The 22,904-nt window shown below is 73.1% G+C and carries 23 protein-coding genes; 15 read left to right on the top strand and 8 right to left on the bottom strand.

Translation table 11 applies throughout. The features are described from left to right. The first annotated feature begins 63 nt into the window (after nt 1–63). On the top strand, nt 64–768 hold the full coding sequence (locus VF825_RS14580; RefSeq protein ID WP_414695869.1) for a M50 family metallopeptidase: 705 nt from the start codon (nt 64–66) through the stop codon (nt 766–768). Nucleotides 769–1,481: 713 nt separating this feature from the next. Here VF825_RS14580 and VF825_RS14575 read toward each other — a convergent pair. The 4 genes from VF825_RS14575 to VF825_RS14560 all read right to left on the bottom strand — a co-directional run bounded on the left by VF825_RS14575 (nt 1,482) and on the right by VF825_RS14560 (nt 4,703). Continuing rightward, nucleotides 1,482–2,654: an RNA polymerase sigma factor gene (locus VF825_RS14575; RefSeq protein WP_331114547.1), complete on the bottom strand. Its 1,173-nt coding sequence runs from the start codon at nt 2,652–2,654 to the stop codon at nt 1,482–1,484. A 103-nt stretch (nt 2,655–2,757) separates the two neighbouring features. After that, the gene (locus tag VF825_RS14570) at nt 2,758–3,111 is read right to left on the bottom strand and encodes a YciI family protein (RefSeq protein WP_331114545.1); all 354 of its coding nucleotides are present in this window, start codon (nt 3,109–3,111) and stop codon (nt 2,758–2,760) included. Between the two features lie 90 nt (nt 3,112–3,201). After that, the gene (locus VF825_RS14565) at nt 3,202–3,879 is read right to left on the bottom strand and encodes a VOC family protein (protein ID WP_331114543.1); all 678 of its coding nucleotides are present in this window, start codon (nt 3,877–3,879) and stop codon (nt 3,202–3,204) included. 137 nt (nt 3,880–4,016) lie between these two features. Then, complete coding sequence (locus VF825_RS14560) at nt 4,017–4,703, bottom strand: hypothetical protein (RefSeq protein WP_331114541.1); 687 nt, start codon at nt 4,701–4,703, stop codon at nt 4,017–4,019. A 400-nt stretch (nt 4,704–5,103) separates the two neighbouring features. On the opposite strand from VF825_RS14560, the gene VF825_RS14555 reads away from it, so the two are divergent. Continuing rightward, the gene (locus VF825_RS14555) at nt 5,104–5,577 is read left to right on the top strand and encodes a recombinase family protein (protein ID WP_331114552.1); all 474 of its coding nucleotides are present in this window, start codon (nt 5,104–5,106) and stop codon (nt 5,575–5,577) included. Nucleotides 5,578–6,045: 468 nt separating this feature from the next. Continuing rightward, nucleotides 6,046–6,921, top strand: a complete 876-nt coding sequence (locus tag VF825_RS14550; protein WP_331114539.1) for a hypothetical protein — start codon at nt 6,046–6,048, stop codon at nt 6,919–6,921. A 709-nt stretch (nt 6,922–7,630) separates the two neighbouring features. On the opposite strand, the gene VF825_RS14545 is transcribed toward VF825_RS14550, so the two are convergent. Both VF825_RS14545 and VF825_RS14540 read right to left on the bottom strand, forming a co-directional pair. Beyond that, nucleotides 7,631–8,020, bottom strand: a complete 390-nt coding sequence (locus VF825_RS14545) for an HNH endonuclease signature motif containing protein (protein ID WP_331114537.1) — start codon at nt 8,018–8,020, stop codon at nt 7,631–7,633. Nucleotides 8,021–8,022: 2 nt separating this feature from the next. Further along, a complete protein-coding gene (locus VF825_RS14540) occupies nt 8,023–8,763 on the bottom strand; it encodes a hypothetical protein (protein WP_331114535.1) in 741 nt (246 codons plus the stop codon). 605 nt (nt 8,764–9,368) lie between these two features. On the opposite strand from VF825_RS14540, the gene VF825_RS14535 reads away from it, so the two are divergent. Further along, complete coding sequence (locus VF825_RS14535; protein ID WP_331114533.1) at nt 9,369–9,947, top strand: HIT domain-containing protein; 579 nt, start codon at nt 9,369–9,371, stop codon at nt 9,945–9,947. A gap of 141 nt (nt 9,948–10,088) precedes the next feature. Here VF825_RS14535 and VF825_RS14530 read toward each other — a convergent pair whose 3' ends face one another. Next, a complete protein-coding gene (locus VF825_RS14530) occupies nt 10,089–12,203 on the bottom strand; it encodes an elongation factor G-like protein EF-G2 (RefSeq protein ID WP_331114531.1) in 2,115 nt (704 codons plus the stop codon). A gap of 69 nt (nt 12,204–12,272) precedes the next feature. On the opposite strand from VF825_RS14530, the gene pgsA reads away from it, so the two are divergent. From pgsA to VF825_RS14490, 8 genes are all read left to right on the top strand, one after another. Continuing rightward, complete coding sequence (gene pgsA / locus VF825_RS14525; protein ID WP_331114529.1) at nt 12,273–12,884, top strand: phosphatidylinositol phosphate synthase; 612 nt, start codon at nt 12,273–12,275, stop codon at nt 12,882–12,884. Next, nucleotides 12,881–13,828 carry a phosphatidylinositol mannoside acyltransferase gene (locus VF825_RS14520; RefSeq protein WP_331114527.1) on the top strand — a complete coding sequence of 316 codons (948 nt, stop codon included), beginning with the start codon at nt 12,881–12,883 and terminating at the stop codon, nt 13,826–13,828. The genes pgsA and VF825_RS14520 overlap by 4 nt, the downstream gene beginning before the upstream one ends. Next, complete coding sequence (locus tag VF825_RS14515) at nt 13,825–15,015, top strand: glycosyltransferase family 4 protein (protein ID WP_331114525.1); 1,191 nt, start codon at nt 13,825–13,827, stop codon at nt 15,013–15,015. The genes VF825_RS14520 and VF825_RS14515 overlap by 4 nt, the downstream gene beginning before the upstream one ends. Beyond that, complete coding sequence (locus VF825_RS14510; protein ID WP_331114523.1) at nt 15,015–15,569, top strand: hypothetical protein; 555 nt, start codon at nt 15,015–15,017, stop codon at nt 15,567–15,569. Before VF825_RS14515 ends, VF825_RS14510 begins: the two co-directional genes overlap by 1 nt. A gap of 150 nt (nt 15,570–15,719) precedes the next feature. Continuing rightward, the gene (gene pdxS / locus VF825_RS14505) at nt 15,720–16,634 is read left to right on the top strand and encodes a pyridoxal 5'-phosphate synthase lyase subunit PdxS (protein ID WP_331114521.1); all 915 of its coding nucleotides are present in this window, start codon (nt 15,720–15,722) and stop codon (nt 16,632–16,634) included. 187 nt (nt 16,635–16,821) lie between these two features. Next, the gene (locus VF825_RS14500; protein WP_331114519.1) at nt 16,822–17,817 is read left to right on the top strand and encodes an RNA polymerase subunit sigma-70; all 996 of its coding nucleotides are present in this window, start codon (nt 16,822–16,824) and stop codon (nt 17,815–17,817) included. Nucleotides 17,818–17,898: 81 nt separating this feature from the next. Next, on the top strand, nt 17,899–19,368 hold the full coding sequence (locus VF825_RS14495) for a DNA-3-methyladenine glycosylase 2 family protein (RefSeq protein WP_331114517.1): 1,470 nt from the start codon (nt 17,899–17,901) through the stop codon (nt 19,366–19,368). Then, complete coding sequence (locus VF825_RS14490; RefSeq protein WP_331114515.1) at nt 19,365–19,883, top strand: methylated-DNA--[protein]-cysteine S-methyltransferase; 519 nt, start codon at nt 19,365–19,367, stop codon at nt 19,881–19,883. The genes VF825_RS14495 and VF825_RS14490 overlap by 4 nt, the downstream gene beginning before the upstream one ends. A gap of 29 nt (nt 19,884–19,912) precedes the next feature. Here VF825_RS14490 and kynU read toward each other — a convergent pair whose 3' ends face one another. Beyond that, nucleotides 19,913–21,157 carry a kynureninase gene (gene kynU / locus VF825_RS14485; RefSeq protein ID WP_331114513.1) on the bottom strand — a complete coding sequence of 415 codons (1,245 nt, stop codon included), beginning with the start codon at nt 21,155–21,157 and terminating at the stop codon, nt 19,913–19,915. A 43-nt stretch (nt 21,158–21,200) separates the two neighbouring features. On the opposite strand from kynU, the gene pdxT reads away from it, so the two are divergent. The 3 genes from pdxT to VF825_RS14470 form a co-directional block, all read left to right on the top strand. Beyond that, nucleotides 21,201–21,824 (top strand): pyridoxal 5'-phosphate synthase glutaminase subunit PdxT, encoded by a 624-nt coding sequence (pdxT, locus tag VF825_RS14480; protein WP_331114511.1) that lies wholly within the window; start codon nt 21,201–21,203, stop codon nt 21,822–21,824. 78 nt (nt 21,825–21,902) lie between these two features. Continuing rightward, nucleotides 21,903–22,658 carry a YebC/PmpR family DNA-binding transcriptional regulator gene (locus VF825_RS14475; RefSeq protein ID WP_331114509.1) on the top strand — a complete coding sequence of 252 codons (756 nt, stop codon included), beginning with the start codon at nt 21,903–21,905 and terminating at the stop codon, nt 22,656–22,658. A 96-nt stretch (nt 22,659–22,754) separates the two neighbouring features. Next, a partial coding sequence (locus VF825_RS14470) for a crossover junction endodeoxyribonuclease RuvC (RefSeq protein ID WP_331114550.1) occupies nt 22,755–22,904 on the top strand: 150 nt, incomplete at its 3' end.

The following is a 22,904-nucleotide window of genomic DNA, read 5'->3' as shown; positions in this document are numbered from 1 at the left end:
GGCCCCGGACACCCCAGGTGTCCGGGGCCGCCCGGTTCCCAACAACCGAGAGGGTGATCCGACGTGGACGTCGTGCACGAGGTGTGGCAGCGCATGTATGCCGTGCAGCCCGCCCCAGGCTCGAACGTCGTGCTCGGCGCGGCGGTGGTCGCGCTGGTGCTGGTGCTCTGGGCGCCGGCGTGGTCGCTGACCCGGCACGCGGTGACGATCGCCCACGAGGGCGCGCACGGTGTGGCCGCGGTGCTGACCGGCCGCCGCCTCAGCGGGATCCGGCTGCACTCGGACACCTCCGGGCTGACCGTCTCGCGCGGCCGGCCGCGCGGCCCGGGCATGGTGCTCACCCTGGCGGCGGGCTATGTCGGTCCCGGGCTGGTCGGCCTGGGCGCTGCCGCCCTGCTGGGCGCCGGGCACGCGGTCGGCCTGTTGTGGGGTCTGCTCCTGCTGCTGGCGTTGCTGCTGCTGCAGATCCGCAACTTCTTCGGCCTGTGGTCGGTGCTGGTCAGTGGTGCCGTGGTCTTCGTGGTGTCGTGGTTCCTGCCCACGCAGGCGCAGTCGGCGTTCGCCTACCTCGTGACGTGGTTCCTGCTGCTGGCCGCGCCCAGGACGGTCGCCGAGCTGCAGGTGCAGCGGTCCCGGGGCGCGGGTGCTGGCTCGGACGCCGACCAGCTCGCCCGGCTGACCCACTTGCCCGGGCTGGCCTGGGTGGGCGTCTTCCTCGTCGTCACCGTCGGGGCGCTGCTGCTCGGGGGCAGCTGGATCCTGGTGTGATGCAGGGCTCCGGGGCTCCCAGGACGCGGCCGGCGGCATCAGGTTCGTGAATCCTTCGCCAAGGCGGCTCGTAGCCGGGTTCAATTGACCCAGTCTCCGAAGGGGGGAACAGCGGATGTCATCACGGCCTCGGGTGCTCGCGGGCGTGGCGTTGCTCCTGACCGCGGGTTGCACCGCCACCGGCGGCGCCGCGGGGCGGCCTGTCGCCGATGGCGCGCAAACCTCGAACGCGGCGACGAGTGCCCCGCACCCATCCTCGGCCACGACGCGGTCCGCTGCAGTGGCCGTGTCCGCGCGCACCCTTCCGGCGCCGGTCTCCCCGTCGCCGGCCCGGGTCCCGGGGGGACAGGTGGAGGTCTATGGCGACTGCCGGTCGCCGAGCGTGGCGCCACCGGAGATCACGCTGGCCTGCGCCGACGCCAACGAGGTGCTGGAGGGGCTGCATTGGACGGGGTGGACGTCCACCAGAGCCACAGCGGTCGGCACGCTGGTGTACAACGACTGCACACCCAGCTGCGCGGTCGGGCACTTCCGCCGCGTCCCGGGGACTCACGTCACCCTCACGTCCCCGGCACGGAGTGCAGCGGGGGTCCTCGTCTGGACGAAGGCCCTGCTGGTGCCCCGGTTCCCCGGTTCCGCGCCGGGCCCCCAGCCCCTTCCGACGCAACCCATCTGACCGGGGTCCACCGCCAGGAGGAGTCAGCGGGCGCCGGTCAGGTCGCGCCGACCTCGCCCCGGCGATGCTCCAGGAAGGCCCGTTCACGCGCGTTCCCGGCCAGGACCAGGGCTGCGTCGTAGGCGGCCGCCGCCTCGTCCCGGCGGCCGAGCCGGCGCAGCAGGTCGGCGCGGACGGCGTGGAACACGAGGTAGCCGCCCAGGTCGAGCTCGTCGACCACCTCCAGTGCCGGTGCCAGGCCCTCCACCTCCGCGAGGGCCACGGCGCGGTGGAGCGCCACGACGGGAGTAGGGGAGAGGGCGAGGAGCAGGTCGTAGAGCGCCAGCACCTGCCGCCAGTCGGTGTCCGCTTCGGTGGCCGCGTCGCTGTGCACGGCGTTGATGGCGGCCTGCACCTGGTAGGGCCCGGGCCGGTCGCGGCGCAGGCACTGGCGGACCAGCTGCTGGCCTTCGGCGACGAGCGCGCCGTCCCAGCGGCCACGGTCCTGGTCGGCGAGCAGGACGAGGTCGCCCTCGGGCGTGGTCCGGGCCGGGCGCCGGGACTCCAGCAGCAGCATCAGGGCGAGCAGCCCCACTGCTTCGGGCTCGTCGGGCATGAGCTCGACGAGCAGCCGGCCGAGCCGGATCGCCTCTGCGCAGAGGTCCTCGCGCACCAGCTCCGCGCCCGAGCTCGCGCTCCAGCCCTCGTTGTAGACGAGGTAGACCACCGCGAGCACGGCCCGCAACCGATCGGGCAGGTCGGCCTCCCGTGGGACGCGGTAGGGGATGCCGGCGTCACGGATCTTGGCCTTGGCCCGGACGAGCCGCTGGGCCATGGTCGGCTCGGGCACGAGGAACGCGCGGGCGATCTCGGCGGTGGTGAGCCCGCCGAGAAGCCTCAGCGTCAGGGCCACCTGGGCGGCGCGGGAAAGGGCGGGGTGGCAGCAGGTGAACAGCAGCCGGAGCCGGTCGTCGCGCACGGGCCCCTCCTTGGTGGGTTCCTCCGGCTGCAGCTGGGCGTCCAGCAGCGCGGCCCGCGCCTGCCGGTCCTCGCGGGTGGCCTCACGCCGGAGCCGGTCGATGCCCTTGTTCCGGGCGGTGGTAATGACCCACCCGGGCGGGCTGGGCGGCATACCGGTGCGGGGCCAGGTGGTCAGGGCGGCGGCGAACGCCTCCTGGACCGCGTCCTCGGCGGCGTCGATGCCGCCGAGGACGCGGGTGAGGACGGCCACGGCGCGCCCGTACTCGCTGCGGAAGACGCGGCCGACGTCCTCCGCGGTGACGGTCGGTGCCGGGTCCGGGTGTGGGCCCGGCGGCGGTTGGCCCGCTGGCCGGTCAGTACTCGGCACGGTCGTGGAACGGGCGGACCTCGATCGGCAGGGTGGTGGCGCGGGAGGCGCGCTCGGCCCAGCCGAGGGCGACGTCGAGGTCGGGAGCGTTGACCACCCACAGGCCGCCGAGGTGCTCCCGGCCCTCGACGTAGGGGCCGTCGGTCGTGAGGACCTCGCCGTCGCGGACGCGCACCACGGTGGCGCTGGACGGGTCGTGCAGGCCGCCGGTGAAGACCCAGGAGCCCGCGGCCTTGATGTCCTCGTTGAGTGCGTGCAGCTCGCGGCCGACCGCCTCGAGCACGTCCGCGGACGGGACGGGGCCGTCGGGCTGGTAGATGCTCAGCAGGTACTGCTTCATGGTGGTGTCCCTCCTCGGGTCGTCCGGCCCGGTGCCGGCTCTCACCCCCTGTACGAACGCCTCACGGCCGGATCGACACCCGGCGCCCGGTCAGCTCTCGGGCATCACGCAGAACTCGTTGCCCTCAGGGTCGGCGAGCACGTGCCAGAGGACGTCGCCGCCCGGCTCGCGCAGCAGGGTGGCCCCGGCGTCGAGCAGCGGCTGGACGTCGGCAGCCGTGGTGTCCCAGTGGATCCGGTTGGGCGCCGACTTCGGCTCGGGCACGGGCACGAAGTCGAACGTCTGGATCGGCATGCCCGGCACGTGCTCGACGGTGGAGAAGCCGCGCGGGTCGTCCACCACGTCCCCGCCGAGCACCTGCGCCCACCAGCGGGCCTGGGCCGCCGGGTCCGCGCTGTCGACGACCAGCCCGTGCAGCCGCTCGGCCGGCAGCTCCTCCCGAAGGAAGGCGCACAGCTCTCCTCCCTCGGGGTCGGCCATCACCGTCCAGCGGCGGTCGTCACCCTCGGGCAGCACCACGGTCGCGCCGAGGGCCTCCAGGTCGGCCAGGTCACGGGCGTAGATGTCCAGGTGCACCCGGTGCTTGACCTCCCGGGGCTGCGGCACCGCGTTGAACCACAGGGTGTGCCCCGGTGCCGGCCCGAACACCCCGCCCTCGCCGCGGCCGTCCGGCTCGAAGGTGCGACCCAGCGCGGCCGCCCAGAAGGCGCCGAGCCTGGCTGGGTCCTGGGCGTCGAGGCAGACCTTGCGAAAGCGCGCGAGAGCCATGCTTCGCACCTTAGCCAGCGCGTGGCATCCGTGCCGGTCGTCGCGACGCCGCGGCTCGCCGCACCACCGGTATGCCGCGCAGCAGCACCGGGACGCACGGCACGGACGCGCCGGCGAGCTCGCTCCAGCGCCCGCGGTCAGCTTCCCCGGGTGGCGGCCGCGCTGTGGCGAAGTCGTTCGGACAGGCCCGCGATCAGCAGCCCGGTGGTGAGCGCGTCGAGCAGGTCACCGAGCCGGGCGGCCGGGCCCGTGGGGTGCCGCATCCGCAGTCGGACCCGCAGGTGCAACCGGGTGCGATCGCCCTCTGCAGGGTCGAGCTGGAGCGCCCAGCTCATGGCCAGGACCGCGGGGTCCGCAGCCCGGCCCTCCTGCGGCCAGCGCCAGCCGTCCCGGCGGTCGCGCAGTGAGGAGAAGACCAGTGCGGACGGTGCCGTGACCGTGACGACCTCGAGCTCCGGCGTGCCCGGACCCCAGTCAGGGACGCGGTCACCGGGGGCCACCTCCAGCAGCGAGTGGTCGAGGTGACGCAACCCGCGGCGCCGGGGTGGCACGACCATCTCGAGCCAGGCAGGGAGGTACCACCCGGCCCGGCCCTTGCCCAGCTGGAGCAGCCACGGCCAGACCTCTTGCGGTGGGGCGGGGAGCAGGCCGACCCGATCCATGACCACCGTGGCGTCGGCGACCAGGTCGTCCCCGGGAAGCGCCCTCGCGCGGTCGGTGGCAGTGGTGCGGGGGGACAGGTGCCGGTTTCGCGCAGCGGCGAGCATGCCTGCGCCGATCCCCAGCGCCGCCAGCGCGCCGGGCACGAACCGATGTCTGCCCACGTGGCCATCGTCTCCGTTGTCCGGGTCGGCGCGCACCTACACGGACCCGAACCGGGGGCCCGCTCCTGGACGTGGACCGCGGGCTCGACGGGGGCGAAGCACGGCCACGGGCCAAACCGGGCACCGACCACCACCGGGCGCCGACCACCACCGGGCACCGACCACCACCGGGCACGAGAAGAAGGGGACCCAGGGCTCATGCCCTGGTCCGGACAGGCCTCGGCGGCCCGCCGGCTCGGGCGGGTCGCGGGGCAGGGGGGTCAGGTGTGCCAGGTGACCCCGGAGGCGGTGACAGTCGCGGTCAGTCCGCGCTCGTGCACGACGGTGTGGTGCCGGCCGCAGAGCAGGGCGAGGTTCACGACTGTTCGTTAGTGTCACCGGCATGTAGAAGGCTGTCGCCATCTACGCGCGCATCTCCCAGGACAGGGAGGGAGACGGGGCTGGGCGTCCTTCGACAACTGACCGACTGCAGGCAGGAGCCGAGCGTCGTGGATGGACCGTCGCCGAGGAGTACGTCGACGACGACATCAGCGCATGCAGCGGCAAACCCCGGCCTGCCTACCGACGAATGCTCGCCGACCTTCGCTCGGGCACTCGGGACGCGGTGATCGTCTGGCACCTTGACCGCCTGCACCGCAGGCCGATCGAACTCGAGGAGTTCGTGCAGACCTGTGCGGCGGCGAACGTGACCGACGTGGTGACGTTGCACGGCGACTTCAATCTGGGCAGCGGCGACGGGCTTCTAGTAGCAAGGCTTCTCAGCGCGGTGGCGGCCAACGAGAGCGATGCCAAGCGGCGACGGGACGGCGCAAGAGGCTGGAGATCGCCGAATCCGGACGCCCCCAATGCCGGCGTCCCGCGCGCGTTTGGCTAACAGGCCGCTCGGGCTCGCTCCCGCTGACGCCGTCGGCTCGCGCGCTGCCCCATATTGCGCTCCTCTCGCAGACTGCGGCTTGTCTACCTCTCACCGCCGACAGCAAGGCGGCGACGCGTTTCCGAAAGCAGAGAGACGCTTTCTGTATGAATCCTTTACGCCAGCGTCAATCTGCCACTTTCTTTACCAAGATCCAGATTGCGCAAAGTCCACACCGGGCAATCGCAGCCGGTCCTAACGTCCCAATGCCACGTGGGACGACCGCAACCCAATGCCTTAGCGCGGCGACCTCCAAGGCGAACCCCCATCACGCGTTCTCGCGGAAGGAAGCCAATGCCTCCAGTCTCCCCTCGGCTGGCCGCGGCCACCGTAGCCACCATCGCGACGCTTGTCGCAGCAGCGGGTCCAGCCACAGCTGCCTCTCACCACACACACCCCAGCCACGTAGCCAAGACGGCCAAGGTCAAAGTGACCAAGACCCACACGACCAAGGCCAAGGTGCACGGCGTGGTCGTCCGCCAAGCCGGGAACCGCCTGACGGTTCTCGCCCACGACGTGACGGCCGGCAAGCGCACGTCGCACAACCGCGTGACGACAGTCGTGCTCGCAGCCCCGAAGGCAGCCGCCCAGCACCACGCTTTCGGCGCGGCGATGGCTCCGCGGCCGGGGGACTTGATCACCGCCACCGGGAGCACCACCGACGGCACCACGATCACGTCGGCCAGCGTGCAGGCGGTTAGCCCGCTTCCGGCGCGCGCCGTGCTCGGCCAGGTCTCCGCCGTCAGCGGGACGCTGGTCACCCTGACACCCCGCGAGGAAGCCGACGGTGACCACGAAGGCCAGGACGGCGAGCACGGCCTGGTCGTCGACACGTCGGCTGCAACCTTCTCTGGGGTCGCCAGCGACGCTTCAGGAGTGACGCCCGGCGAGTACCTCGTGGTGCTCGGTGAAGAAGACCAGGGCACCTTCGCTGCGGCGAAGGTGTTCAGCTACGCCAGCAAGCCCCTGGTTGCCGGCGGCGATGTCAGCGCCGCCGACCAGTCCGCCAACAGCCTCACGATCGGCGGAGGGGACAGCGACACCGGCATCGCCGTGGACACCACCAACGCTGACGTTGTCGTCAACGGCAATGACCAGCAGACGGCGTCCTTCCCGACGGTCGGCGACAAGGTCCTCGTCGTCGGCGCCGACGGGTCCGCTCCCGCGAGCACGCCCAGCGGCGACGAAGACGGGGAAAACGAAGACCAGACCTCTACCCCCGCCACTAGCCAGCCAATCGCGGCCACCGTCGTCTTCGCCTTCAACGAGGGCGACCACGGCCCCGCCGGGGAGAACGACGACTGACCAAAGCACGAGACTCTAGATGGCGCATCCGCCCGCCCAAGCCGCGCCTTGGGCGGGCGGATCCACGTCCTCGGAGCCCGGTTCGACGGCCGACGAGTTTCGTTGCTGCTTCAAGTGAAGAGCGCCGGCTCCGCCGGCGCCCAGGCCCGCTCCTCCGCGGCCTCTGCCTCCGCCTGCGGGCGGCGCTGGCGCGCCGTCCTCGGCTGCGGCGTCGACCGCGCCCCGCGGACCAACCACAACCCGCCCAGCGCCCGTCCTCGACACCTCACCAGCCCCGCCCCCTGCTCCCACAGATTGGGGCCCGACCGACCGCGCATCAAGGGCGCTGCGCGTCACTTCGTGATCGAGCAAGCTCGACCCTTGACCCCCGCCCAGATCGGCCAACTTGGCAATGGATCAGGGGGCGGGGCACACATGACCAGCGCAAACATCAGGGCCGCTGCGTCTATCCGAGGCCGCTCTCCTTGGTTCGAGCCCAGGACTGGGCTTCGTTTCGACCCGCGTCGGCGTCAAGAGCACGTTCGCCCCGGGAACTCCCCCTGCGACGAACAATCGCGGCGCACACGCTGAATAGCAGCGTGATAGACGCCAAGAACCACAGCCAGAACATCGCTTCCCCCTCATGACCGCGAAACGCGAACGGCCACAGTGTGCCTCTCCTTGGCCACATCCGGACGCCTAATCAAATGGGATCCCGCGCCACAGTGTCTTAACGAATTGTCGGGTTGCCCAGGTCGGTTGGGCCGCCGTCGCACCAGTGGAGGACGTGGTGGGCGTCGCACCACGTGGGTGGGATCGAGCAGCCGGGGTAGGTGCAGCCGCGGTCCCGCAGCCAGAGCGCGAGCCGCTGCGCGGGTGTTGCCAGCCGGGTGGTGCGGCCGAGGTCCAGGGGGGCGGGGTCGGTGCCCATGACGGTGGGCAGGATCTCGGCGTCGCAGGCGAGGCGGCGCAGCGCGGCGGGGGTGAGCTGGTCGTCGGTCAGGGTGCGACCCAGGCCACGCAGGGCCCCGGTGAGCTGGTCGTAGTCGACGGTGACGACCACCTTGGTGCTGGCGCTGCCCGGCACGCCGTCGGCCGAGGCCAGACCTCGTTGGAGCACGGTCAGGAGGGCGTCGCTGCGGCGTTGCCCGGGGAGCGGGTGTCCGGCTCGTCCGCGGAGGGTGGCGGCTCGCCCAGGGCGTCCACCGCTGCGCGCACGAACGCCGCGCCCTCGGGGTTCAGGCGCCAGGTGAACTCGGTGACAACACCCGCCCCCGGGCGCTCGAGCAGGGTCCGGGACTGGCGTTGGGCCGCGGCCAGCGCCTCGGTGTCGCGCTCGGGCGCGGCCCAGGCGACCAGGTGGCGGGTGGCCATGGTCAGCTCGCGGTCGGTGCCGTTGACGGCCAAAGGGATGAGGATGTGCTGGTCGGCCTCGTAGTCCGCGGCGTCGACGAAGGGGCGGATCTGGGCCAGCGCCGAAAGCATCCGGGCGGCCTTGCGCGCCGGCATCGCCCCGGAGCGCACCGCCGCGGCCAGGGGGCCATGAGCGGGTTGGGCGCAGGCCCGGGCGACCGTGACGAGCTGGTGTGCCTCGCGCACCGGGAGGCTGGGGGAGTGGCCCGCCACCCAGTCGGTGAGTGAGGAGGCGGCCTCGGTGCCGCGCTGGTCGGCGTCGGCGACCAGCGCCAGGGTCAACCGCTCAACGCCTCGGCGCAGTGAGTCGAGCTGGTCCAGGGTCAGACCCAGGCCGCCCTCCGGCACCCGCCAGGTGTCGTCGGTCAGGGCCATGTCGAGGGAACCCAGGGCATCGGCCAGGGCACCCGTGACCGGGCCGCCTGCCTGCTCCGTGAGATCCCCCTGCATGATTCGAACATATATTCGACTACTGACAGGGCACTAGGCTCCAACGGCACCACAGATAACGGGCCCCACGCGGGGGATGGATCGTCCGCGTCTCCGAGGGGGGCACGAAAGCGCTGAGGGCCGGGGGTGGCCGAAGGGCTCCTGCTTCCAGGGACCGTGCAGGGCCGGTGCGGCAGCTCATGGGACGGCGCCACGGGGGAGAGGTGCGTGCATGACGACCCGGCGAGGCCGAACGAGCGACCTCGACCCGGGAAGCTGCCTCGTCGAGGTCGAGGTCGAGGTTGCAGCAGCGACGCGGCGGCCAGGTGGCGCCGCTGCCTGCGGCCGCCTGGGAGGACCGCCCCGATGCGCCGACCCGGCTCGCCGCAACTCCCGGGTGCCGCCGGCTGCCACGGCAACGCCCGGGTCCGCACGCGTCGAACTGTGCATCGTAGATAACGGGCCCGAGGCTAGATGCCCATGGACAACAGACCCACAAGCACTCCGCAACGGGAGGGGTGGCCCCGCGCCGCAGGCGACCCTGAGGGCAGCGCCCGACCTCACCGTTCGGTGGGGCGGCAGCGCCCCGGACGCGACGCTACGGCGCCGCTGCATAGGATCGGCGCATGACGCAGGACGTGGACGAGCAGGCCCGCGCAGAGGGTGGAGCGACCGAGTCCGCCGGGGAGTTCGCCGGCGTCACCGACGGGTTCGAGCGGCTCTGGACGCCGCACCGCATGGCCTACATCAAGGGCGAGCGCCCGACCGACCACGCCGGCGACGGCTGCCCGTTCTGCGCCGCGCCCGCCAAGGACGACGCCGAGGGGCTGATCGTCCACCGTGGCGCGAGCTGCTACGTGGTGATGAACCTCTTCCCGTACAACCCCGGCCACGTGCTGGTCTGCCCCTACCGCCACGTCAGCCTCTACGTCGACCTCACCGACGAGGAGACGGCGGAGTTCACCGCACTGACCAAGGCCGCCATCGCGGCGCTCGACGCGTCGTCTGGCCCGGCCGGCTACAACATCGGCATGAACCAGGGCTCGGTGGCCGGCGCCGGGGTTCGCGCGCACCTGCACCAGCACGTGGTCCCGCGCTGGGGCGGCGACTCCAACTTCCTGCCGGTCATCGGCCAGACCAAGGCCCTGCCGATGCTGCTCGAGGACGTGCGCCAGCGCCTCGTCGAGGCCTGGCCCCGCGGCTGAGCCCGGGCAGCTTGTGCCACCCCGACGTCCTGCCCGGTATGCCGCGAAAGCTCACCGTGGCGGGCCGGGTTAGCGGCGTTGCGGGCACCAGGTCGGGTTGGTGTGGACCCTCACGAGCGTCCTGGTCCGTGGCGCTGCCGGTCAGTGCTCCTCGAGGTGGGCCTTGGCCAGCGCCGGCGGCATCGGCTCGTAGCGCAGCATCTCCCGCGTGAACACGCCCGTGCCGTGCGACACCGAGCGCAGGTCGATGGCGTAGCGGGTGATCTCCGTCTGCGGGACCTCGGCGTTGATGACGGTGCGGCCGGTAACCCCCGGCTCGGTGCCGATGACGCGGCCGCGCCGGGTCTGCAGGTCGGTCATGACCGCGCCCACGTGCTCGTCCGCGACGACGACGGCGACCAGGTCCACCGGCTCGAGCAGCACCACTGTGGTGGGTGAGGCCGCGTCGCGGAGCGCGAGCGCCCCGGCCGTCTGGAACGCCATGTCGCTGGAGTCCACCGAGTGGGCCTTGCCGTCGGTGAGGGTGACGCGCACGTCCACCATCGGGTAGCCGGCGATGACGCCCTTCTCCAGCTGGGCGCGCACGCCCTTCTCCACGCTCGGGATGAACTGCCGGGGCACCGCCCCGCCGACCACCTTGTCCACGAACTCGAAGCCGGCCCCGCGCTCGAGCGGCTCCACGGTGATGTCGCAGATGGCGTACTGCCCGTGGCCGCCGCTCTGCTTGACGTGGCGGCCGTGTCCGCTGGCGGCGGCGACGAAGGTCTCCCGCAGCGCCACCTTCAGCGGCTCGGCCTCGACGTTGACGCCGTAGCGCTCCCGCAGCCGCTCCAGCAGCACGTCGACGTGGGCCTGCCCCATGGTCCACAGCACGACCTGGTGGGTCTCGGCGTTGTGCTCCATCCGCATGGTCGGGTCCTCGGCGACCAGCCGCTGCAGGGCGGCCGCGAGCTTGTCCTCGTCGGACTTGGAGACCGGGTGGATGGCCACGGGCAGCAGCGGGTCCGGCAGCACCCAAGGCTCGACCAGGGCGGGGGAGTCCTTGTCGCTCAACGTGTCGGCGGTCTCGGCCCGGGTCAGCTTGGCCACGACGACGACGTCCCCGGCGATGGCGGGCCCCTTGGGGCGCAGCACCTCGCCCAGCGGCGAGGACAGCACGCCGACCTTCTCGTCGGCGTCGTGGTCGGGGTGGCCCTCGATGTCGTGCCCGGCGAACCGCTCCAGGTGGCCCGACACGTGGACCGTGCTGTCCGGGTGCAGCGTCCCGCTGAACACGCGCACGACGCTGACGCGGCCGACATACGGGTCGCTGGTGGTGCGGACCACCTCGGCGACCAGCGGCGCGGACGGGTCGCAGCGCAGCGCCGGCAGCGGGTCCCCGTCGGGTGTGGTGGCGCTGGGCAGCGGGTGCATCGTCGGTGGCGGGAAGGCGGCGGCGACGAGGTGCAGCAGCTCGTGCACGCCCACGCCGGCCAGGGTCGACAGCGGCACGACGGGGTAGAACGAGCCCCGGGAGACCGCGGTGAGCAGGTCGCTGATGACCGTGTCGAGCTCGACCTGCTCACCGGCGAGGTAGCGGTCGAGCAGGGTGTCGTCCTCGGACTCCTGGATGATCGCCTCGATCAGCTCCGAACGACGCGAGTCGATGGCGGTGCGCTCGGCGTCGCTGGCCTCCCGGGCGCGGCGAGCGCCGGAGCTGACGTCGTGCACCTGCTGGGTCAGGAGGCCGATGTTGCCGGTGACGGTGCCGTCGTCACCGGTCAGGGGCAGGTAGAGCGGCATCACCCCCTCACCAAGAACACGCTGGCAGGTTGCCAGCGTGTCCTCGAAGTCGGCCCGGTTCGCATCCAGCCGGGAGACCGCGATGGCCCTCGGCATGCCCACCGCCGCGCACTCCTCCCACAGCAGCATCGTCGCCCCGTCCACCCCGTCGGTGGCGGACACGACGAAGACGGCGGCGTCGGCGGCGCGCAGTCCCGCCCGCAGCTCACCGACGAAGTCGGGGTAGCCGGGGGTGTCGATGAGGTTGACGACCACCTCCGGTCCGGCCGCATCGGTGGCGACCGAGGCCACGGACAGCTGGATCGAGCGGTCCTCGCCGGCCTTGGGCCGGTAGTCGGCGGTCGTGGCCGCGACCAGGGCCTCGAACAGCGCCGTCTTGCCACCCCCGCTGTTGCCGACCAGGACGACGTTGCGCAGCTCCTGCGGCGTGCGAGCCGAAGGTCCGGGAGAGTTCGGGGTGTTCTTCGCGCTCATGTCGACACGATTGCCCTATCGCCGCGCCCGCACAACCCCTGAGCGCGCGATCAGTAGTCTGAGGCCACCATGCTGAACCGATTCGCGCGCGCCCTCTTCACCCGCATCTTCACGCCGGTGGCCAGGCTGTTCCTCAAGTGGGGCATCAGCCCCGATGTCGTGACGATCGTGGGGACGGTCGGGGTGTGCGTCGGCGCCCTCGCCTTCTACCCCTTCCACCGGTTCCTCACCGGCACCGTGGTCATCGCCGTCTTCGTCTTCTCCGACACCATCGACGGCGTCATGGCCCGCCTGTCCGGGCGCTCGAGCCGGTGGGGCGCCTACCTGGACTCCACCCTCGACCGGGTCGGGGACAGCGCGATCTTCGGTGGGCTGGTCCTCTACTACGCCTCCGCCGGGCACAGCGCCGTCATGGCCTCCCTCGCCCTGGCCTGCCTCATCCTCGGCAGCGTGGTCAGCTACGCCAAGGCGCGTGCCGAAGGCCTGGGCATGACCGCCAACGTCGGCATCGCCGAGCGCGCCGACCGCCTCGTGGCGGTGCTCCTCGCCACCGGCCTGGTCGGCCTGGGCCTGCCGGAGGTCGTCCTCGGCGTCGTGCTCGGGCTGCTGGCGGTGGCCAGCTTCATCACCGTCATCCAGCGGATGCTGACCGTGCGCCGCCAGGCCTTCGAGGCCGCGTGAGCCGGCTGACCGACCGGGCCGGGCTCACGGCATACCGGGCCGGCTGGTCCCTGGTCCGGCGGCTGCCCGAGCGCGTCGCGTATGCCGTGTTCGACCTCATCGCCGTCGTCGCCGCCCGGCGCGGCGGCTCGGGGGTGGCCCGGATGCGGGCCAACTACGCCCGGGTCCGCCCCGAGCTGGACGCCGCCGGACTCGACGCCCTGGTGCGGGCGGGCATGCGCTCCTACCTGCGCTACTGGTGCGAGGCGTTCCGGCTGCCCGACCTGACCGAGGCCGACCTCGTCGCCCGGGTGCGCACGGTCGGCGACGCCCCGGTGCGGGCGCACCTCGGCGCCGGGCGGCCGGCCGTGATGTTCCTCGGGCACATGGGCAACTGGGACCTGGCCGGGGCCTGGTCGACCACCCAGCTCGCGCCGGTCACCACCGTCGCCGAGCGGCTCAGGCCCGAGGAGCTGTATGACGAGTTCCTCGGCTTCCGCGAGCGCCTGGGCATGCGGATCCTGCCGCTGACCGGTGGGTCCGACGTCTTCCGGGAGCTGACCACGGCGTTGCGGGCCAGCGCGTTCGTCGCGTTGCTGGCCGATCGGGACCTGACCGCGGGCGGCGTCGAGGTGGACTTCTGCGGGCACCGGGCGCGGATGGCCGTCGGCCCGGCCGCGCTGGCCGTCACCACCGGCGCCGCGCTGCACCCGGTGTCGGTGCACTACGAGCGGCGGGCGACCGGCCGCGGGTACGAGCTGGTCATCGTGTTCCACGACCGGGTGGAGGTGCCGGCGAGCGGCACCACCCGCGACAAGGTCGCCACGATGACCCAGGCGTGCGCCGACGCGCTCACCGCCGCGGTGCGCGAGCACACCGAGGACTGGCACATGATGCAGCGGGTGTTCGTCGAGGACCTCGACCCCGCACGGACGCCGGTGGCGAGCGCCGAGGGGGCCTCGTGAGGATCGGCATGGTCTGCCCGTACTCCTTCGACGTCCCGGGGGGAGTGCAGTTCCACGTCCGGGACCTGGCCGAGCACTTCATCGCCGAGGGGCACGAGGTGTCCGTCCTGGCCCCGGCCGACGAGGGCACCCCGCTGCCGGACTACGTCCAGGGCACGGGCGGGGCGATCCCGGTGCGCTACAACGGCTCCGTGGCCCGGCTGGCGTTCGGCCCGGTGACCGCTCGGCGCGTCGGGCGGTGGATCGAGCGCGGCAGGTTCGACGTGGTGCACATCCACGAGCCGGTCACGCCGAGCACGTCGCTGCTGGCGCTGTGGGCGGTCGAGGGCCCGGTCGTGGCGACCTTCCACACCTCCAACCTGCGTTCGCGGGCGATGCAGGCGTCCTACCCCGTCCTGCGCCCCAGCCTGGAGAAGATCAACGGGCGCATCGCGGTCTCCGAGGACGCCCGGCGCACGGTCACCACCCACCTCGGCGGTGACGCCGTGGTCATCCCCAACGGGGTCTACGTCTCCCGTTTCGCCGAGGCGCCGGTGCGGCCCGAGTGGCAGGGCACTCCCGGGGCGCCGACCATCGCCTTCCTGGGCCGGATCGACGAGCCCCGCAAGGGCCTCCCGGTGCTCAGCCGCGCGCTGCCCCTGATCCAGCGGGACGTGCCCGGGGTGCGGGTGCTCGTGGCCGGCCACGGTGACGTCGACGCGGCCCGCGAGCGCCTGTCGCCGGAGTCGGCCGCCGCGTGCACGTTCCTCGGCGGGGTCAGCGACGCCGACAAGGCGAGCCTGCTGGCCTCGGTCGACCTCTACCTGGCGCCGCACACCGGGGGCGAGAGCTTCGGCATCGTCCTGGCGGAGGCGATGAGCGCCGGTGCCCCCGTGCTGGCCAGCGACCTGCCGGCCTTCGTGCGGGTGCTCGACGGCGGGACCGCCGGGGCGACCTTCCGCAACGAGGACGCCGAGGACCTGGCCCGGGAGGCGGTCCTGCTGCTGCAGGACCCGGCGGTGCGGGCCGACCTGGCCGCTCGCGGACGCAAGCGCGCCGACATCTTCGACTGGTCGGTGGTCGCCGCCGACGTCATGGCGGTCTACGAGACGGTGACCGCCGGGGCGCCGGTGGTGCGACAGGCCAGTGAGCCGGCGTCGATGTGGTCGCGCTGGACGCGCGGCCGGGGTGCGGAGGGTGCCTCATGATGTCGAGCACGCTGTTCTGGGTGGTCGTCGTCTTTGCCGCGTGCGCGCTGGTGGCGTGGTACCTCTCCTACACCGCGGCCCGCCTCGACCGGCTGCACGTGCGCGTCGAGGGTGCCCACTCCGCGCTGGACGCCCAGCTGGTGCGCCGCGCCGAGGCGACGCTGGAGCTGGCCAACACCGGCCTGCTCGACCCGGCGAGCGCCCTGCTGCTGGCGGGGTCCTCCTCGGAGTCCCTCGAGTCCACCGACGCGGCCCTGCAGGGCCGGGAGGTGGTCGAGAGCGGGCTGTCCGAGGCCCTGCACCTGGCGCTCACCCCGGAGGTGGTGGCCGGCCTGCGCGCCGACGACGCGGTCGGTGCGCTGGCCCTCAAGCGACTGGCCACCGCGGGGCAGCGGGTGCAGCTGGCGCGGCGCTTCCTGAACGACGCCGTCATCGACGTGCGCCGGGTCCGCCGCAAGCTGGCGGTCCGCTGGTTCCGCCTCGCCGGCCACACGCCCCTGCCGCAGACCTTCGAGATCGACGACGACCTTCCCGCGGCGCTGCGCGAGGGCTGAGCGCCTCACGCGGGGCGAGCTGCGGGGGACCGGCCGGCCCCGGTGGCGAGCACCCCACCTGCGCTGACCGGGCACGGACCGGCGGGGGAGTGCCTCTACGATGGCGAGTAGTCCCGTACCACCCTGAGACAGCGAAGAAGAGGCTCAGCCGTGTCTGCGCAAGAGAGCACCACCGCCACCGCACCCACCACTGGCACCTCGCGCGTCAAGCGCGGCATGGCCGAGATGCTCAAGGGCGGCGTCATCATGGACGTCGTCACCCCGGAGCAGGCCAAGATCGCCGAGGACGCCGGCGCCGTCGCCGTCATGGCCCTCGAGCGGGTCCCCGCCGACATCCGCGCCCAGGGCGGCGTCTCGCGCATGAGCGACCCCGACATGATCGACGGCATCATCGAGGCCGTCTCCATCCCGGTCATGGCCAAGGCCCGCATCGGTCACTTCGTGGAGGCCCAGGTCCTGCAGTCCCTCGGCGTCGACTACATCGACGAGTCCGAGGTCCTCACCCCGGCCGACTACGCCAACCACATCGACAAGTGGGCCTTCACCGTCCCCTTCGTCTGCGGTGCCACCAACCTGGGCGAGGCCCTGCGCCGCATCACCGAGGGCGCGGCCATGATCCGCTCCAAGGGCGAGGCCGGCACCGGTGACGTCTCCAACGCCACCACCCACATGCGCACCCTGCGTGCCGAGATCAACCGCCTGCGCTCGATGAGCCCCGACGAGCTCTACGTCGCGGCCAAGGAGCTCCAGGCCCCCTACGAGCTGGTCAAGGAGGTCGCCGAGGCCGGCAAGCTCCCGGTGGTGCTGTTCACCGCCGGCGGCATCGCCACCCCGGCCGACGCCGCGATGATGATGCAGCTCGGCGCCGAGGGCGTCTTCGTCGGCTCCGGCATCTTCAAGTCCGGCAACCCGGCCCAGCGCGCCGAGGCCATCGTCAAGGCCACGACCTTCTTCGACGACCCCGACGTCATCGCCAAGGTCTCCCGCGGCCTGGGCGAGGCGATGGTCGGCATCAACGTCGACGAGATCCCCCAGCCGCACCGCCTCGCCGAGCGGGGCTGGTGACCCGGCGACACGGCATACCGCCTGGTCTGTGAGCGACCCCGGCACCCCTGGTGGGTGCCGGGGTCGCCCGCTGTCCGGGACCGGTTCCCCGCCCGGCTGCCCCGGCATGCCGCGTGGCCGGCTCACCGGGGCACCGATGAGTCCTCGCCGTGCCGGACGTTGAACCGGCATGGAGACTGGAACCCTGATGACCCGTCCACCCGCGAGCGCCGCCGGGCAGGCCCCGGCCGAGAGCATGGCCGACCTCAGTGAGGCCGGCTTCACGGCGCTGGTCGCACGGCACCGCCGGGAGCTGCACGTGCACTGCTACCGCATGCTCGCCTCGTTCGATGAGGCCGAGGACGCAGTGCAGGAGACGTTCCTGCGGGCCTGGCGCGGCCGGGACGGCTTCGACGGCGGCGCCCTGCTGCGGGCGTGGCTCTACCGGATCGCCACGAATGTCTGCCTCGACGCGATCCGGCGCCGGTCGCGCCGGCCCGTGGCGGCCTCGAGCCACGCCGAGGTGCCGTGGCTGACGCCCTACCCGGACCGGCTGCTCGACGAGGCGGCGCCGAGCGACGAGCAGCCCGAGGCCGTGGCCGTCGACCGGGAGACGATCGAGCTGGCGTTCCTCGTGGCGATGCAGGCCCTGCCGCCGCGCCAGCGTGCCGCGTTCATCGTGCGCGACGTGCTGGGCTGGCCGGCTGGCGAGGCCGCGGACCTGCTCGGCACCAGCGTGCCCGCCGCCAACAGCGCGCTGCAGCGAGCCCGGGCGACGCTGCACGACCGGCTGCCGCAGCGCCGTGGCGAGTGGTCCGCACCCGAGCTGGACGAGCAGGACCGGGCCCTGCTGGCCGCGTTCATCGAGGCGCACGAGCGGTGCGACGCGGCGGCCGCGGTGGCGATCTCGGCGCAGGACCTGCGGGTCACCATGCCGCCCTACCCGATGGTCTACGACGGGCTGGCCCAGGTCGCGGCCCTGCTGGAGCGGGCGTTCGGCCCCGAGCGCGACGGTGACTGGCGCCTGCTGCCCACGGCGGCGAACCGGATGCCCGCCGCGGGGAGCTACCTGCGCCGGCCGGGCGACACGGCCTACCGGGCGTTCAAGCTCGACGTGCTGCGGGTGCGCGACGGGCTGGTCGCCGAGATCACGACGTTCGGGCCGCAGCTCTTCGCCGAGCTCGGGCTGCCGGCGACCCTCTGAGCGGCCGGCCCGGGGTGCAGGCGCCACGGCAACGTCCGAAAACCGCCAGTGCGCCGGGTGCCGCGGCGCCATGATGGCCGGGTGACCGAGACCTTCGAGGCCCGCTACGCGGCGATCGCGAGCCGGGACCGCCGCCACGACGGGCGGTTCTTCACCGCGGTGCGCACGACCGGCATCTACTGCCGGCCCAGCTGCCCGGCGCGCACGCCGTACCCGGAGAACGTCACGTTCTTCACCACGGCCGCGGCCGCGCAGGCGGCGGGGTTCCGGGCGTGCAAGCGGTGCCGGCCCGAGGCCGCGCCGGGGTCGGCGGACTGGGACGTGCGGGCGGACCTCGTGGCACGGGCGCTGCGGCTGGTCAACGACGGTGCGGTCGACGAGGGCGGGGTCGCTGCCCTGGCCCGTCGGCTGGCCGTCAGCGAGCGCCACCTCCACCGGGTCATGGTGGCCGAGGTGGGCGTCGGCCCGCTCGCGCTGGCCCGCATGCGGCGCGCGCAGACGGCCCGGCTGCTGCTCGAGGCCACCGATCTGCCGGTCACGTCCGTGGCGTTCGCGGCCGGCTACGCCAGCGTCCGGCAGTTCAACGACAGCATCCGCGAGGCCTTCGGCGCCGCGCCGAGCGACCTGCGCCGGCGTCGGCGGACGGCCACCGACGGGACCGGCGAGATCGTGCTGCGGCTGACCCACCGGCTGCCGCTGGACCACGGTCCGCTCCTGGACTTCCTCCGGCTGCGGGCAGTGCCCGGCGTGGAGGAGTGCGACGGGACCAGCTACCGGCGGGCGCTGCGCCTGCCGCAGGGCACCGGCGTCGTGACCGTGACACCCCACCCCGGCGAGGGACACGTCACCGCCCGCCTCCGGCTGGCGGACCTGCGCGACCTCACCCCGGCCGTGCAGCGCACGCGCCGGCTGTTCGACCTCGACGCCGACCCCGAGGCGGTCTCGGGGGCGTTGTCCCGCGACCCGCTGCTCGCCCCGCTGGTGCAGCGCCGCCCCGGGCTGCGCGTGCCCGGGCACGTCGACGGCTTCGAGCTGGCGGTGCGGGCGGTCCTCGGCCAGCAGGTCACGGTCAAGGGGGCGCGCACTCTGGCCGGACGGCTCGTCGAGCGGCTCGGCAAGCCGCTGGACGTCCCCAGCGGCTCGGTCACGCACCTGTTCCCCACGGCCGAGACGGTCGCGGAGGCCGACCTGTCCGGCCTGGGCCTGACCACCGGGCGGATGGACACCCTGCGGGCGGTCGCGAGCGCCATGGCCTCCGGCGCGGTCGTCCTCGACCCGGGCGCGGACCGGCAGCAGACCCGCTCGGCCCTGCTGTCCCTCAGGGGCGTGGGACCCTGGACGGCCGACTACGTGGCGATGCGGGCGCTCGGCGACCCCGACGCCTTCCCGGCCGCCGACCTCGGGCTGCGGCAGGCACTGGAACGGCTGGGCAGCCCACTGGACCCGCGGTCGCTGGCCGCCCGGGCCGAGGTGTGGCGCCCCTGGCGCGCGTATGCCGCGCTGCACCTGTGGTCCTCCCTGGCCGACGAGCCCGGGCAGGCGCCGGCATGAGCCGCGCCCTGGCCGTGACCACGCTCGACACCGGAGCCGGGCCGTTCACCATGGCCGTCTCCGACGACGGCGTGCACGCGGCCGGCTTCACCAGCGACGCCGACGGCCTGCTCGCCCGGCTGCCGGCCCTGGAGCAGGCGCGCGTCAGCGGCCCGGTGCCCGAGGCGGGGGAGGCCACCCGGGCCGTCCGGCGCTACCTGGCGGGGGAGCTCGACGCCATCGACGCGGTGCCGGTCGTCCAGGACGGCGGTGCGTTCATCACCGCCGCGTGGCGGGCGATGCGGTCCACCCCGGCCGGCAGCACCCTGACCTACACCGAGCTGGCCGGGCAGGCGGGCAACGTCGAGGCGGTGCGGGCGGCGGGAGCGGCCTGCGCCGACAACCGGGTCGCCCTGTTCGTGCCGTGCCACCGGGTGCTGCGCAGTGACGGCAGCCTCGGCGGCTTCCTGTGGGGGCTACCGGTCAAGCAGTGGCTGCTCACCCACGAGGGCGCCCTGCCCCCGATGCTGCTCTGACGGCCTCCCGTGGCCCGTCGTGGCAGCGGTCAGGTCACGGCTGCACGGGCCGCGAACTCGGGCCGTTCGAACTCCCTGTCCCGCAGCACCTCCAGCAGGTGCCGGGCGGAGGCGAGGACGTCGGCGTGGGACAGGTAGAGCGGCGCGAACCCCAGTCGCACCACGTCCGGCTCGCGGAAGTCGCCGATGACCCCGCGGGCGATCAGCGCCTGCACCACGGCATACGCCTCGGGGTGGCGCAGCGAGACCTGCGAGCCCCGGCGCTCGGGGTCCCGTGGGGTGACCACCGGCAGGTCGAGCCCGAGGCCGTCGAGGCAGTCCAGGAAGAACCCGGTCAGCGACTGGCTGTGCGCGCGCACGTCGGCCATGGACAGCCCGTCGTATGCCGTGAGCGCGGCTTCCAGCCCCAGCAGCGACAGCAGGGGAGCGGTGCCCACCCTGGCCCGGGTGATCCCGTGCGCGGGGGCGTAGTCCGGGCTCATCGCGAACGGCGCCGCGTGGCCCTGCCAGCCGGTCAGCGGGTGGTCGAAGGCGTCCTGGTGGCGGGCCGCCACGTAGAGGAACGCCGGCGCGCCCGGCCCGCCGTTGAGGTACTTGTAGCCGCAGCCGACCGCGAGGTCGACCTCGTGCTCGTCCAGGCCGACCGGGTGCACCCCCGCGGAGTGGCACAGGTCCCAGCAGGCAAGCGCCCCGGCCTGGTGGGCGGCACGGGTCAGCCCGGGCAGGTCCCACAGCTCGCCGCTGCGGTAGTCGACCTGGGAGAAGGCGATCGCGGCCAGGCCCTCGGCGTGCGCGGCGATGGCTCCGGCGGCCTCCTCGTGGGTCACCCGGACGACCTCGAGGTCCATCAGCCGGGCGGCCGAGGACAGGATGTGCAGGTCGGTGGGGAACGACCCGCCGTCGGTGAGCACCACCGGCCGACCGGGGCGCATCCGGGCGGCTGCGACGAACACCTTGAACAGGTTGACCGAGGTCGAGTCGGTCACGACGACCTGGCCGGGAGCGGCGCCGACCAGGGTGCCGATGCGGTCGCCGGTGCGCTCGGGGGCGCCCCACCAGTCGAACTCGTTCCAGGAGCGGATCAGGCGCTGGCCCCACTGGCGGGTGACGACGTCCTGCACCGCGTCGGGCACGGCCGCGGGCAGGGCCCCGAGGGAGTTGCCGTCGAGGTAGATCACCCCGTCCGGCAGGAGGAACCGCTCGCGCGTGCCGGACAGGGGGGACGTGGCGTCGAGGTCGCCCGCGCGGGCAGCCAGGTCAGCGTGCTGGGACATACCCCGCAACGTAGCGTCACCCGCACGGCATACGCTGGCAGGCGTGAGCTCTTCCCCCCTTCGCATCGGCGTGCTGGCCGTCCAGGGTGACGTCCGCGAGCACGTCCACGTCCTGTCCTCCCTCGGCGCCGAGGCCACCGGCGTGCGCCGGCCGCGCGAGCTCGACGAGGTCGACGCGATCGTCATCCCCGGCGGGGAGTCGACGACGATGGACAAGATGGTGCGGGCGTTCGAGCTCTACGACCCGCTGCGCAAGCGGATCGCCGACGGCATGCCGGCCTACGGCTCCTGCGCCGGGATGATCATGCTGGCCGACCGGATCGCCGACGCCCGGCCCGACCAGCAGACCCTCGGCGGGCTGGACATGACCGTGCGCCGCAACGCCTTCGGCCGGCAGGTCGACTCCTTCGAGGAGGACCTGCACATGCCCGAGGTCGTCGGCGCCGACGGCGAGCCGGTGCGCGCGGTCTTCATCCGGGCCCCGTGGGTGGAGCAGGTCGGCGAGGGCGTGCAGGTGCTCGCCACCGTCGAGGCCGGGCCGGCCGCCGGGCACATCGTCGCCGTGCGCCAGGGCACCCTCCTCGCGACGTCGTTCCACCCCGAGGTGACAGGGGACCACCGGGTCCACGAGTACTTCGTGCAGATGGTGCGCGCTGCCCGCGCCTGAGCCACCCGCCGGCAGCCGGCCGGCAGTCAGTAGGATCAGGCGGATTTCACGGACACCGAGCAGGGATAGGGAGACTCGATGAGCGGCCACTCCAAGTGGGCGACGACCAAGCACAAGAAGGCTGCGATCGACGCCAAGCGGGGCAAGCTCTTCGCCAAGCTGATCAAGAACATCGAGGTCGCGGCCCGCACCGGCGGCGGTGACCCGGCGGGCAACCCGACGCTCTACGACGCCATCCAGAAGGCCAAGAAGACCTCGGTCCCCAACGACAACATCGACCGCGCCGTCAAGCGCGGCTCCGGTGCCGAGGCGGGCGGCGCCGACTGGCAGACGATCATGTACGAGGGCTACGCCCCCAACGGCGTGGCCGTGCTGATCGAGTGCCTCACCGACAACCGCAACCGGGCGGCGGCCGAGGTGCGCACCGCGCTGACCCGCAACGGCGGCCAGCTCGCCGACCCCGGCAGCGTCTCCTACGTCTTCACCCGCAAGGGCGTCGTCATCGTGCCCAAGGGCGAGCTGACCGAGGACGACCTGCTCGAGGTGGTCCTCGACGCCGGCGCCGAGGAGGTCAACGACCTCGGCGAGTCCTTCGAGATCATCAGCGAGGCCGGTGACTTCGTCGCCGTCCGCACCGCCCTCCAGGGCGCGGGCATCGACTACGACTCGGCCGAGGCCTCGTTCGTGCCGACCCTGCAGGTCGAGCTCGACGCCGACGGCGCCCGCAAGATGTTCCGCGTCATCGACGCCCTCGAGGACAGCGACGACGTGCAGAACGTCTGGGCCAACGGCGACGTCAGCGACGACATCCTCGCCGAGCTCGACGAGGAGTGACCGGTGGGCGGCGCGTCGCCGTGGTGGCGCGCCGCCGGCAGGGTAGGTTTGTTCTCCGAACAGGTGTTCGGTGATCGTCGTGGCAAGGAGCCGGTTGTGCGCGTGCTTGGTGTCGACCCCGGCCTGACCCGCTGCGGCATCGGCGTGGTCGACGGCGGGCTCGGCCAGCCGCTGCGGATGGTCGGCGTCGGCGTGATCCGCACCCCGGCCGCCCAGGAGACCCACCTGCGCCTGCACACCCTGCGC

Origin of the sequence: Oryzihumus sp. (assembly GCF_036391795.1) — a bacterium.
Lineage (GTDB): Bacteria > Actinomycetota > Actinomycetes > Actinomycetales > Dermatophilaceae > Oryzihumus.
Note: the sequence above shows the minus strand (reverse complement) of the source record. Positions and strands in the feature narration are given on the sequence as shown.